Raw genomic sequence first — 12,083 nt, forward strand, 5'->3', positions numbered from 1 at the left:
TTTCATGTCATCTCTTAACTTTAGCCTAAAACAGATCCACATCGCCTTCCTCCATGGAAGATTGCGACACAATATGCGATTTTCTGACTTGCCACTGTTGCTTCATGATTTTCAAGCGATCCGAGCCTTGCCGTAATTGGTCACGCCAATCCGTGCCGCCACCGGTTTTAAATACCCCCAAACCTATACTGACCTCGTCGGATAGCGAACCGAAATGTTCTAAATTGAATTGTAAGTATTCAATCAATTGCCGGGCCATATCCTCAAATTGCAGACCTCTCACCGCATTACCCACATTGAACTCGATTTGATTGGTCAGTTGGGAAATTTCGCCGACATTGTTGGAGATATTGGCATTAATGATGGCGATATCATCCATCATCTTGTCGATACTGGCCTTGGAACTAATCGCCACGTTCATGTCTTTGGAGGCCATTATTTCGATCATGGTTTGCGCTTCGCGGATATTATCCTTGGAGGCCTTCACCACGCGCTTAATTTCCTCGCTGAACTTATCGGAGTTTTTTGAAAGATTCCGCACTTCTCCCGCAACCACTGCAAAGCCTCGACCGGCTTCTCCCGCCCTGGCTGCTTCTATGGCGGCATTCAGAGCCAACAAATTGGTTTGATCGGCAATCTTCTGCACATCGCCCAATAGTTTCTCGACATGAGCCATATGGCCCCCAACGTCATTGATGACCGCGACCATTTCCATGCTCTGCTTACTGATTTGCAGAATATGGTCGATAAAAAACTGCAGGACATCATCGGTTTCCTGAGCAAAACTCGTGAAATTTAGAGTACTGCGCCCTTTGTCAGTACTTCCTTCCAGATCAGCTACCAACGAATATACTATCGATGACTGCCCGGACGTCAAACTAGCCAAGCTATTGAAGCTGTTGGACATCGTAGTCACCGCATCGGCAAGCATGGATTTGAGCTGTTCCAATTCCGCGCGAAAATAGGAGGCTTCTTGGTCGATACAATCTTTCAAATGCAGTAAATAGTCATCAATCGCGCGCACCAATTCGGCTTCGCTTAGACCCTTGCTGTTTGTCAAGGCTGACACTTGCGCACGTTGCGCACGAAATGCTTTGACCATCCACAACATCGTTGCGATGGGGGCGGCTAGCCAATAAACCAGCGCGTTGGACGAAAGCAACGGCAATAACAAAACTACCAGCGTGAATAAAACCAGAAGCGCGTTATCTTTTAGGAACTGCAACATATTTTCAATCCACCAGGGCCAGGATTTTTTCCGCTATTTTCCCCAAGGATAACACATGATGCGCGGCTCCCAGTTTGTAGGCCTCGCCGGGCATGCCCCAAACGATACTGGATGCTTCATCCTGCACTATGTTGACGGCCCCGGCCTCGCGCATCTCAAGCATGGCTCTGGCACCATCCGCCCCCATGCCCGTCAACATAACCCCAACCGCATTGCTACCCACATTCTCGGCAACTGATCGAAACAGGACATCCACGGAAGGCTTATGTCTGTTGACAGGTGGACCATCATCAAGGCGGCACGCATAACGAGCACCATCTCTCACAACCATTAAATGTTGATCACCTGGCGCTATATAGATATTTCCGGGCAATATCAGCTGCCCATCGCTAGCCACGCAAGCAGTCATCTCAGTGGCCTCGTTAACATGTTTGGCAAACGAAGCGCTGAAGGCGAGCGGTAAATGTTGGGTAATGACAATCGCCGGCGCCGTCCTGGGCAGGCTTTTTACCAGTTCCTTGACCGCTTCGGTGCCGCCCGTTGAAGAACCCAACGCCACTATTTTATGAGTCGTTTTGAAATGCTTTTTCATCGTACTGGCTGCATTCTCATTCACTGAATTAAGAGCTGGGACATTAACCCGATTGGTTTCCAAAGCTTTGACTTTTGCTTGAGCGGCCATCCTGATTTTACCGATAATCTCATCCGCATAGGCTCGTAAGCCATGGGAGACATCGATTTTTGGTTTTGCCACAAAATCAACCGCACCTAGCGCTAACGCATCAAGGGTGACTTCGGCGCCTTTTTCGGTCAACGTTGAAATCATGACCACCGGCATCGGTCGTAAACGCATCAAATTACGTAAAAATGTCAGACCATCCATACGCGGCATTTCTACATCCAGTGTTAATACGTCGGGATTCAAGGCCTTTATTTTTTCCCGGGCAATAATCGGATCACTGGCCGTGCCGACGACTTCAATATCGCCTGCCTCATTAAAAATTTGCGTCAACATTTGGCGAATTAATGCCGAGTCGTCAACAATCAATAGCTTAATTTTTGTCATCCTGGTTTCCTAAAATAGCTCTACGCTACCTTCAACCGGTGCGTCCTTGATACTCGAACTATATTGCTTCTCGCGCAGGAAGATAGTTTGGTTGTGTAAATCTTTAATTTTTTTCATTCTGACCCGTCCGGTATGCGGAAAAAAATTCACCTTACGCGGATAAATATCGCCCAAATCATGAGAAACCAGATTCAACGCTTCAGTATCCACATAATCCAAAACGAATTGAATGTTTCTGGCTCCCACATCACCCAGGGTAGCGATGATTTTGCCGCCGCCGAACAACTTAACTTCCAAGTTTTTACGCTTACCGCCATTTTTCAAAATAGCATTGATCAAATGTTCCATCGCGTAATTGCCATAGCGCGAGGCATTGCCAACGACGGCTTCGTCTCTGTCGTTCAAACGACTTTTACTGGTCTCCGGCAACATGAAATGATTCATCCCCCCGACGCCGGTCACCACATCCCTTATACAAGCTGCCACGCAAGAACCCAGCACGGTAGTAATCATTTCATCCTGTTTGGTGACGTAGTAGTCACCGGGCATCAATTTTGCCGCCACTATTTGATTTTCTTGATCCCAATACCGATTAACATTTTCGAAGCCGGCGATAAGCGATCTTTCCACATGGGGCACATGACTCACTTACTCGACTTCCTGTAGATAGTATTACCTACCAAACTGAATCCGGTATCGAGCTGATGCAAGGATTCTGAATGGCCAATGAACAAATATGAGCCCTCCTCCAATAAGCCGCAGTAACGATTCGCTAACATCGCCTTGGTTTCCCGATCAAAATAAATCAAAACGTTTCGGCAAAAAATAAAATCAAAATACCCTTTCAAGGGCCACTCCTGCATCAAATTCAATTGTTTAAACTCTATCAATTCTTTCAATTCCGGTTTAACTCGCACCTTGTTCGCTTGTCCACCCACACCTTTTTGAAACCAGCGCTTAAGGCGTTGCTCGGCTATTCCTGTCACGCGGTCAGCCATGTAAATACCGGCTGCGGCGGTGGCCAAAACATTCGTATCAAGATCGGTAGCCAGAATATTTATAGTCCAATCAGCCGGAACGCTTTCCTTCAAGGTCATCGCCAAAGAATAAGGCTCCTCACCTGTTGAGCAACCTGCAGACCAAACTTTAATCTGTTTAGTCCCTGCATGTTTTTTAAGCAAGCCCGGTACAACCGTCTTGCTTAAATATTCAAAGTGGTGATTTTCGCGAAAAAAAGAAGTGAGGTTAGTGGTGACAGCATTAATAAATTCAGTAAACTCAGTATCCGGGTTGTTTTTCAAATAGTGACAATACTGTTTGAAGCTGGTGAAGCCCAGCACGCGGACCCGTTTCGACAACCTCGAATAAAACATATCGAATTTATCGTCCGGCACCAAGATTCCGGAATATTGGTTGGATATTTTCCTTAGAACGTCAAAATCTGCTTGGGTATATTCAAACTCGCGCGCTTTTTCTTTCATTTTGTATATTCGGGTAGTACCCCATCAAAAGAAGCCGGATGTAGCCTGATCAACTTCCAACATTTCGGCAATCCCCAACAACTCCGAGGCTTCAATAAACTTATCGGAAGGAAAATCGATAGAAACGGATTTCTGCAAGCCAATTGCAGTCTGCTTTAAAATCAATAACAGTTGCAGAGTTGCGGTATCTATCATCGTCACGCCGGAAGCGTCGATATCGATAGCCTCAAAATTGCTGAGCATCTGCGTTAAGCGCTGGTGGAGAGCCGAGACATTTTGAATATTCAGTACCGAATCCAATACCAAAACCGCTCGCTCACTTTGAGAGGCGTATGACTCAGAGGCGTCGGCCGGCGCTTGATCCAAGTCTGTCTCAAGGTTTGACGCTGTTTCTGTCGAGCTCGCAAGTTCTGTCGAACTGTCCGCTTCCGCTTCACTAACTTGGGCTTTTTGCGAGTCGTGATTGAAATCTGATCGATGCATCCAGGCCAGAGGGTCGTAACCGATCAAACTATCTTCATTTTGTTCCGCCATTACATCATCCTCCCTTCTAAAAAGTCTTCGGCAAGTGCCATAAAATCTCGTGCGGAACGGCAGCCCGGGCGATATTCAAAAATGGTTTTACCAAAACTAGGGCACTCTGCGAGTAAAGCCGTTTCCCGAATGGTGGTCGCCAAAATTTGCCCAGGGAAGTATTTTTGTATGACACTCAATACCTCCTTTGACATGCGTCTGGCCGGTATATATCTGGACATGACCAGGGAAAATTTGTAGGGCCTTTTCAAAGCACTTTCAAATTTCCTGATGGTTCCCACCAAATGCGACAAGCCTTGCAATGCCAAATAATCACTGGTCATTGGCACCAATATTTCATCGGCGGCAAACAAGGCATTGGCCACCAATACCCCGGAAGAAGGGGGACAATCGATAAAGATAAAATCTTCATCGCGATTGCCGTCAAGCAAAGCTCTGCGGAGCAGATCGCCACGTCTGGCTCCACCATCCGTCAATTGCTCAATTTCCTGCAATCTTGGACCGGCAACCACCAAATTCAGATTCTTTCTAACCGGAATTGATTGCTCCGCGAGACTCGCCCCTTCCAACAAAACCTTATCAATCCCACTTGTTTGCGTATCTACGGAACCTAGCGAAACGGCCAAATGACTCTGTGGATCAAAGTCTATCACTGTAATTTTCTTACCGAGTTTAGCTAGAGCGTGGGTCAAATTGACCGAAGTGGTGGTTTTTCCTACCCCGCCTTTCTGGTTAAGGACCGCTACAATCCTCGCGCTCATTTACCCTCGGCAATAGCAGCAAGCCCGGCAATACCGACAAACTCTTCCGGATTTAAAAGCTTATCGACATCCAATAACATCACCATATTTTTCTTGCCGACGAACATGCCGCGCATATATTGAGTATTGATTTTCGACCCCAAATTCGGCGCTTCTTTTATATCGGACAACTTAATATCCAACACGTCGGATACGGCATCAGCGACGATGCCCATCACCGAAGTACCGGAAGCAGTATTGACACTCATCACAATAACGACCGTCACCGGGGTATATTCCACTTTTTGCATCTGAAAACGTTCGCGCAGATCGACAATCGGCACTATGGAACCGCGCAAATTTAACGCACCTTTTACAAAATCAGGGGTATTGGGAATTTTTCTAATGGGCTCCCAACCTCTAATTTCTTGGACTTTCAAAATTTCGATGCCATATGCCTCGCCTTCCAACTCGAAAGTCAGAAATTGCTCAACGTGCTGATTGGATTCTAAATCGGCTGTCATGGCGGCTATTCCCTATCTAATGGTTTGGTCAATCAAGCAACTCCGCTAAAAATCCTGCCACTCGTCGTCGGCTTGTGAGGTTTGCTTAAAACTACTCGGCTGACGAACCGCTGGCGATGATGCCATTCTATTGGCCTCTGCACGAACAACACTGGCACTATCGGCTTGATGAACAACTTTTTGCTGCCCGGATTTTTTTTCTGTTTTGAAAAACGCCAACATCTCGACCATATTCGTAGACAAGTCGCTCATTGAAACACTGGCGGCAGATGCTTCTTCGGCTAACGCCGCGTTTTGTTGGGTGATTTCGTCCATTTGCGCAACAGCCTGATTCACCTGCCCTATACCCGCAGACTGCTCAATACTTGCATCGGCAATCTGGGCGACGATATCCCCCACCTTCTGCACACCTGCCACAATTTCGTTCAGCGCTTTACCGGTTTCGTTCACAAACTCGGTGCCTGCTCTGACTTTTTGCACACTGGTTTGAATCAGCTCTTTACTCTCCCTGGCTGCCGTGGCACTGCGTTGCGCCAGATTTCTCACCTCTGTGGCAACAACGGAAAAGCCTCTACCTTGCTCGCCTGCTCTGGCTGCTTCCACTGAGGCATTCAAAGCCAACAAATTGGTTTGGAAGGCAATTTCATCAATCACGCTGATGATGTCAGCGATTTTATTACTGCTCTCGTTGATTTCCTGCATGGCGGAAACCGCCGCCTTGACGACATTCCCACCTTTTTCAGCCAATTCTCTGGCGTTATTGGCCACTGCGTTAGCTTGCTGAGCGTTATCGGCGTTATTTTTTACAGTACTGGTCAACTCTTCCATGCTGGCGGCAGTTTGCTGCAAATTCGCAGCCTGTTGCTCGGCGCGTTGCGATAGATTGTTATTACCGCTGGCAATTTCTTGGGACGAGTTGTTAATAAAATGAGCAGACTCGCTAACCTGACCGAAAATTTCGTTCAGTTTATCGATGGTGGTATTAATATCGTTCTTGCAGTTTAAATAAACCCCTTGGTAGTCACTGGTGATTCGATTGGTCAAATCTCCAGAAGCCATACTTTGCATGGTACTGCCAACATCTCGGAAGACATTTTCGATCACATCGGTCAGTTCGTTGATGCCTTCGCTGAGCGTTTCAAAAAAGCCTTGTTTGTCGGCCATCTCAATCCGGCTGGACAACTCACCCACTTTGACAGCTTCCACAATGCTGGCAATTTCCTGCTCGATTTTTACTTCATGCGTTCTATCCAACCACTCGACCACGATGCCGATACGCTCGTTTTCGTCGTTCTTAACCGGGTTGGCAACGATATTCATGTGTCTGCCGCCAATCACCAACGCAGAACTAAATGTGCTGGATAGGTTTGCCAACAGGCCTCGTTGGTGAGCTGGTTTTTTATGGAATTGATCGATGTTGGCGCCCATCAGTTTGCTGGCATTGAAGTCAGGCAACTGCTTGCGAATGTCTGCTTCCGCATTTTGGAACATATCGGTTACTGTCTTGTTCATGTAGATGATGTCTAAATCGTTGTTAGCCACCATGACACAGGACTGCACATTGTCGAGCGCCTGTTTGATGCGCATCGCTTCCGACGCTACCTGTTTGGAATAAGCCAAATCGGAATTCAATTTAACTTGCATGCCGTATAAGGCCCGATAGAAATCGCCGATCTCATCACCACGGTCCAAATCTATAGTATTCCGGAATTGTTCATCCGCCATCCGATAAGAAATACGTATCGAATTCTCTAGAGCCTTTACAACACTGCGAATCACCGAATATCCCAATATTGAGGCAAATCCGGCCAAGCCCAAAAACAGGAACATCTCCGGGTATTTTTGTTCGATATAGTGATCGTAAATGGAATTGATCGTCGGCAACAAAAAGATCAGATAGATAATCCCCACTTTTTTCCACAAGCCCAATTCCAGTAATTTCTTGATGAGCGCATTAATCCCCGTCGGCCGTATTGTGGCTTTATTGGCATTTAGTTTTTCATACAAAGATTCGGCTTGTTGGATTTGTTCCCGGGATGGCGCGTAACGAACCGACAGGTATTCCTGCACTTTGCCATTCTTGAACACCGGCGTTACGTTTGCTTCCACCCAATAATAATCTCCGGTCTTGGTCCTATTTTTGACGGGTGCGGTCCACGGGCGCCCAGCCTTCAAACAATTCCATAAATCTTCAAATGCCGCCGGCGGCATGTCAGGATGACGAACCATATTATGATTGGCCCCCACAAGTTCATCCTTGCTAAAGCCGCTAATTTCGATAAAAGCGTCGTTTGCATAGGTAATAATGCCTTTTAAATTAGTGCGCGTGACCAAAATGGTGCCTGGCTTCATTAAGACTTCGCGATCAGTCACAGGGTGATTGAGTTTCATTGCATATCCTCCATTACAAGCCAGCCATAAACAGCTCTTTTTTTAACTTTCATCTTCACCATCCAGGCCATCAAGTTTTAATAATTTATCTACATCCAACAGCATCACCATTCGGCCATTTACTGAAACCAGGCCATTGATAAATTCAGTACTGACTTTTGCACCAAAATTCGGCGCGCTTTGGATACTTTTTTTATTGACATCGACAACGTCTGAAACTGAATCCACCACGACCCCGATGATCCTGGTTTTATCGGCCATGTGCGCTTGCAAGACCACAACGACCGTCAAAGGCGAATAATCACTGTGTCCCAGTTGAAATCGCTCGCGTAAATCTATGATAGGCACTATCGCACCGCGCAGATTGACCACACCTTTTTCATAAGCCGGCACATTAGGAATTCGCGATACCGGCTCCCAACTGCGAATCTCCTGAACTCGCAGAATATCTACCCCATATTCTTCCTGGCCCAAGGTAAAGCTTAAAAACTGCAAACTAGTATCCAACCGCTTTGCATCTTGCTGGTCAGTGCTGCTGAGTTCGATTATTTCCGACATGACACGCTTTAGGTTAGGTTTATTGATTGGCTAAACGCACGAGACCGGGGATATCAAGAATCAGTGCCACCGAACCATCGCCCAGAATAGTTGCGCCGGATACCCCGTCAATCCGTCGATAATTCGCCTCGAGCGACTTGATTACCACTTGCTGCTGCCCAAGCAGATCATCCACGAACAATCCGCAACGCAACCCTTGCCCTTCGACAACCACAATTAAACCTTCGGTTAGCTTGGTGGTTTTCGCAGTGGGTACGTTAAAAATTTGATGCATTCTGATAATCGGCAGATATTGGCCGCGTAACAGGAAAGTTTCGCCTTTGCCCGCTACTCTATTAAGCCTGTCTTCCTTGACGTGGAGTGACTCGATAATAGAACCCAAGGGTAATATGTAGGTTTCGTCGCCAACCGCAATCGACTGACCATCCAGGATAGCCAGAGTCAGCGGGAGATGAATGGAAATGGTGGACCCTTTGCCTAACTCGGAAAGGATTTCTATGTTGCCGCCCAAAGCCTGGATATTACGTCGCACCACATCCATACCCACCCCGCGACCAGAAATATCGGTAAGCTTTTCGGCCGTAGAAAACCCCGGCATAAAAATCAGCTCGTATGTTTGCTTATCGCTTAAGATCGCATCGGGATCGATCAAACCTTTTTCAATGGCTTTGGCCCTTAATTTATCTTTGTCGAGGCCTTTACCATCGTCAGTCACTTCAATCACGATGTTGCCGCCGCGATGATAGGCTTCAAGGGTAACCGTACCCGTCTCGGGTTTGCCGGCCGCGAGCCTGACATCGGGCATTTCAATGCCATGATCCAAGCTGTTTCTGACTAAGTGAACCAAGGGATCACTGAGCAGTTCGACGACTGTCTTATCCACTTCGGTGTGTTCACCCACCAATTTAAGTTCGATTTTTTTACCTAGTTTGCTGCTGATATCATGCGCCAGCCGTGGGAAACGGCTAAACACGAAACTGATAGGCAGCATGCGAATGTTCATCACGCTTTCCTGCAGTTCGCGGGTATGCCGCTCTAGCTGAGAAAGTCCGTTTTTCAATTGATCAAGTTTATTCAGTTCGAAATGTTCGCCTAATAAGCTGAGCATGGATTGCGTAATGACCAACTCCCCTACCATGTTAATCAAGGTATCGATTTTGCTGGTATCCACGCGAATGGAACTTGAACCTTTCGGTGCGGCTTTTGCTTCCTCTTTTTTGCCGTTTTTACGCTCCAGCGTATTCGACTCAGATTCTCCGGTACTTGCAAACTCAGGGCTGATGTCTCTATGAACGCTGTTTGTAACGGGCGTTATAGCGATGTCTGCTGAGACCTCGGCTTGCGCAGAACCTGTGGACGTTTTGTAGATTGGCTGTTTAGCCAAATCGCAATCGTCCTCGACCCAATCGAAAATCTCGTCAATTTCCGCCTCCGGAATATCGCCCAAAACACGCAATTTCCAGGACAAATGACACTCTTCCGGATCCAAATCGTAAAGATCGGGTACACCTTGTAAATCAACGGTTGTCGTCAATTGGCCCAGGGCTGCCAACTCCCTGAACATCCGCACCGGTTCGTTACCGGTCTTCAACAAATGTAAATGTGGGCTGAAGGCTATCACCCAGACCGGCGATTTGTTCAGCTTCGTCAACCGGCAAATCCGCAGCACTTTTTGACGCCGAAGTGTCCGGAGCGTGTCTCCCTGCAGGGGAACTGGGCACTGTATTATTTAGCTCGTTATCCAATGCTAATTTATGCTCAGCGACATCAGACTGATCCACTTCACTGCCGTTTTGTATCGATTGCAGCATATCTCTCAAACAATCGACTGACCCCAACAATACATCAACCGCCGGTTGCGTGATCTTTCTGCGGCCATCGCGCATTTCATCAAGCAAGGTCTCCATGACATGGGTAAAGTCGGAAACCGCGGTAAAACCGAAAGTTCCGCTACCGCCTTTGATCGAATGCGCGGCGCGGAAAATGGTGTTGATGTCTTCGACGTTAACATCCCCCAAATCAAGATTGAGCAATCCCGATTCCATCGCATCAAGTCCTTCGAAACTCTCTTCGAAAAAAACCTGATGAAATTGCGCCATATCGATTGACATAGAATTACCCGGTGCTGATGTCTCTGAAGAGGCGGATACTTAGCCCATCACTTTTTTGATCGTTTTCAAGAGTTGGTCGGGATTGAATGGCTTCACTATCCAGCCAGTTGCACCGGCATCTTTGCCCTGCTGCTTTTTATCTGCTCCCGCTTCAGTGGTCAGCATCAACATCGGCGTAAATTTGTAGTTTGGTAAAGCGCGTAAGTCTCTAATCAACTCAATTCCGTCCTTGTTTGGCATATTGACATCAGTAACGACGCAATCAAAAGCTTGCGCTTTCGCTTTATTCAAGGCATCCGCTCCATCAACCGCTTCTACCACGTTATAACCGGCGCCTTTTAAGGTAAACGCCACCATCTGCCTCATTGATGCGGAATCGTCTACAGCAAGAATTGTTGCCACAATTTTCTCCTCAAAATTTATCGAACATAATTTAAAACTGTTAAATCAGCACAAACTGCGATTGCTAGTTCAGCTGATTCGAATTTTACATTGCTCAGATTGTAGCTAAGCTCAGCTAAGATTGTAGTTAGAGAAAGCTGATCTTGCCGAAAAACACTCATTTTAAAAATCTAAGACGCTTCGTTGCAGGGACCGCCATTTTGGCGAAAATCCGTAAACACTCACATTGCGATTGTGGTTTAACTCGCATAACTTTGTTGAATCCTGTGCTATCTTCAAACTCGATTTTGACGAGCCAACGCTTCCCTGTTCCCGGAGTAGAAATGCACTTTTCATAGGCCGGAGCGGCAAATAACAGCAACAGAGTTCGAGTTCATTTGCGCCCAACTACCTGAGTCACAATCCAATAAATCATGCAAAAATTATTCACCGAAACATCTAAAGGATTCACACTGGTTGAGCTGATGGTGACCATCGCTATCGCCGGCGTTCTGGTGGGTATTGCAATTCCAAGCTTCACTTCGATTATCAGCAACAACCGCTTAACCACATCAGCCAACGAATTAGTCACAGCATTGAATTTAGCGCGAAGCGAAGCGGTAAAACGTGGCGTATCGGTGACTGTGCGCAAAGTTGACGACAAATCATCGACTAATAAGAACAAGACCGCCTGGGCTTCAGCGAATTGGGAGCAAGGCTGGGATGTTTTCACGGATGCAAATGACAATGGCGAGTTCGACACAGGCGACGATGTGCTTCTCAAAACTTATGGAGCACTAAGCGCCTCTTATACCTTGCGAGGCAATAGTTTTTCAGACTTCATTAATTTTAGTTCTTCTGGACAAAGTAATGGTGGAGGTAGCTTTGTAATCTGCAACAACAGCGACGGCAATAACGTCCCCGAAGCAAACACCTCTAGGCTGATAATCGTTAGCCCTATCGGTCGATTGCGCATGGGCCTCGATGCAAACAACGATGGCATACCAAACAAGGACACGGTCGCAAGCACCGCCTCGAATATCACCTCCTGCTTACCCCCATTTTAGTT

General features: G+C 46.9%; 13 protein-coding genes. 1 reads left to right on the forward strand and 12 read right to left on the reverse strand.

Annotation, left to right across the window (positions count from 1 at the left end):
- Positions 1-25: 25 nt before the first annotated feature.
- From ACH5Y9_RS12825 to ACH5Y9_RS12880, 12 genes are read right to left on the reverse strand one after another with little or no spacing between them, the layout of a single operon-like run.
- The gene (locus tag ACH5Y9_RS12825) at positions 26-1,228 is read right to left on the reverse strand and encodes a methyl-accepting chemotaxis protein (RefSeq protein WP_445366344.1); all 1,203 of its coding nucleotides are present in this window, start codon (positions 1,226-1,228) and stop codon (positions 26-28) included.
- Positions 1,229-1,232: 4 nt separating this feature from the next.
- Positions 1,233-2,294 carry a protein-glutamate methylesterase/protein-glutamine glutaminase gene (locus ACH5Y9_RS12830; RefSeq protein WP_033157432.1) on the reverse strand — a complete coding sequence of 354 codons (1,062 nt, stop codon included), beginning with the start codon at positions 2,292-2,294 and terminating at the stop codon, positions 1,233-1,235.
- A 9-nt stretch (positions 2,295-2,303) separates the two neighbouring features.
- Positions 2,304-2,942: a chemoreceptor glutamine deamidase CheD gene (gene cheD, locus ACH5Y9_RS12835; RefSeq protein WP_020482354.1), complete on the reverse strand. Its 639-nt coding sequence runs from the start codon at positions 2,940-2,942 to the stop codon at positions 2,304-2,306.
- Positions 2,939-3,775, reverse strand: a complete 837-nt coding sequence (locus ACH5Y9_RS12840) for a CheR family methyltransferase (RefSeq protein WP_445366345.1) — start codon at positions 3,773-3,775, stop codon at positions 2,939-2,941. Before ACH5Y9_RS12840 ends, cheD begins: the two co-directional genes overlap by 4 nt.
- 24 nt (positions 3,776-3,799) lie before the next feature.
- Positions 3,800-4,309 (reverse strand): STAS domain-containing protein, encoded by a 510-nt coding sequence (locus ACH5Y9_RS12845; protein WP_445366346.1) that lies wholly within the window; start codon positions 4,307-4,309, stop codon positions 3,800-3,802.
- Complete coding sequence (locus ACH5Y9_RS12850) at positions 4,309-5,070, reverse strand: ParA family protein (protein ID WP_033157429.1); 762 nt, start codon at positions 5,068-5,070, stop codon at positions 4,309-4,311. Before ACH5Y9_RS12850 ends, ACH5Y9_RS12845 begins: the two co-directional genes overlap by 1 nt.
- On the reverse strand, positions 5,067-5,573 hold the full coding sequence (locus tag ACH5Y9_RS12855; RefSeq protein ID WP_033157428.1) for a chemotaxis protein CheW: 507 nt from the start codon (positions 5,571-5,573) through the stop codon (positions 5,067-5,069). The genes ACH5Y9_RS12850 and ACH5Y9_RS12855 overlap by 4 nt, the downstream gene beginning before the upstream one ends.
- 45 nt (positions 5,574-5,618) lie before the next feature.
- Positions 5,619-7,964: a methyl-accepting chemotaxis protein gene (locus ACH5Y9_RS12860; RefSeq protein ID WP_101051608.1), complete on the reverse strand. Its 2,346-nt coding sequence runs from the start codon at positions 7,962-7,964 to the stop codon at positions 5,619-5,621.
- Positions 7,965-8,006: 42 nt separating this feature from the next.
- On the reverse strand, positions 8,007-8,522 hold the full coding sequence (locus tag ACH5Y9_RS12865) for a chemotaxis protein CheW (RefSeq protein WP_101051607.1): 516 nt from the start codon (positions 8,520-8,522) through the stop codon (positions 8,007-8,009).
- 19 nt (positions 8,523-8,541) lie between these two features.
- Positions 8,542-10,173 carry a chemotaxis protein CheA gene (locus ACH5Y9_RS12870; RefSeq protein ID WP_445366347.1) on the reverse strand — a complete coding sequence of 544 codons (1,632 nt, stop codon included), beginning with the start codon at positions 10,171-10,173 and terminating at the stop codon, positions 8,542-8,544.
- Positions 10,100-10,633, reverse strand: a complete 534-nt coding sequence (locus ACH5Y9_RS12875) for an Hpt domain-containing protein (RefSeq protein ID WP_445366348.1) — start codon at positions 10,631-10,633, stop codon at positions 10,100-10,102. The genes ACH5Y9_RS12870 and ACH5Y9_RS12875 overlap by 74 nt, the downstream gene beginning before the upstream one ends.
- 39 nt (positions 10,634-10,672) lie before the next feature.
- Complete coding sequence (locus ACH5Y9_RS12880) at positions 10,673-11,035, reverse strand: response regulator (RefSeq protein ID WP_033157425.1); 363 nt, start codon at positions 11,033-11,035, stop codon at positions 10,673-10,675.
- Between the two features lie 413 nt (positions 11,036-11,448).
- Between ACH5Y9_RS12880 and ACH5Y9_RS12885 the strand changes: the two genes are divergently transcribed.
- Positions 11,449-12,081, forward strand: coding sequence for a GspH/FimT family pseudopilin (locus ACH5Y9_RS12885; protein WP_171694761.1), 633 nt, complete (start codon positions 11,449-11,451; stop codon positions 12,079-12,081).
- Positions 12,082-12,083: the final 2 nt, after the last annotated feature.

The sequence above is a fragment of the Methylomonas sp. BW4-1 genome, assembly GCF_052474385.1.

Excerpts from the sequence above, each read along its gene's own strand:
- ACH5Y9_RS12825 (WP_445366344.1), bottom strand. The coding sequence starts at position 1,228 with ATGTTGCAGTTCCTAAAAGATAACGCGCTTCTGGTTTTATTCACGCTG.
- ACH5Y9_RS12830 (WP_033157432.1), bottom strand. The coding sequence starts at position 2,294 with ATGACAAAAATTAAGCTATTGATTGTTGACGACTCGGCATTAATTCGC.
- ACH5Y9_RS12840 (WP_445366345.1), bottom strand. The coding sequence starts at position 3,775 with ATGAAAGAAAAAGCGCGCGAGTTTGAATATACCCAAGCAGATTTTGAC.
- ACH5Y9_RS12845 (WP_445366346.1), bottom strand. The coding sequence starts at position 4,309 with ATGGCGGAACAAAATGAAGATAGTTTGATCGGTTACGACCCTCTGGCC.
- ACH5Y9_RS12850 (WP_033157429.1), bottom strand. The coding sequence starts at position 5,070 with ATGAGCGCGAGGATTGTAGCGGTCCTTAACCAGAAAGGCGGGGTAGGA.
- ACH5Y9_RS12855 (WP_033157428.1), bottom strand. The coding sequence starts at position 5,573 with ATGACAGCCGATTTAGAATCCAATCAGCACGTTGAGCAATTTCTGACT.
- ACH5Y9_RS12860 (WP_101051608.1), bottom strand. The coding sequence starts at position 7,964 with ATGAAACTCAATCACCCTGTGACTGATCGCGAAGTCTTAATGAAGCCA.
- ACH5Y9_RS12865 (WP_101051607.1), bottom strand. The coding sequence starts at position 8,522 with ATGTCGGAAATAATCGAACTCAGCAGCACTGACCAGCAAGATGCAAAG.
- ACH5Y9_RS12875 (WP_445366348.1), bottom strand. The coding sequence starts at position 10,633 with ATGTCAATCGATATGGCGCAATTTCATCAGGTTTTTTTCGAAGAGAGT.
- ACH5Y9_RS12885 (WP_171694761.1), top strand. The coding sequence starts at position 11,449 with ATGCAAAAATTATTCACCGAAACATCTAAAGGATTCACACTGGTTGAG.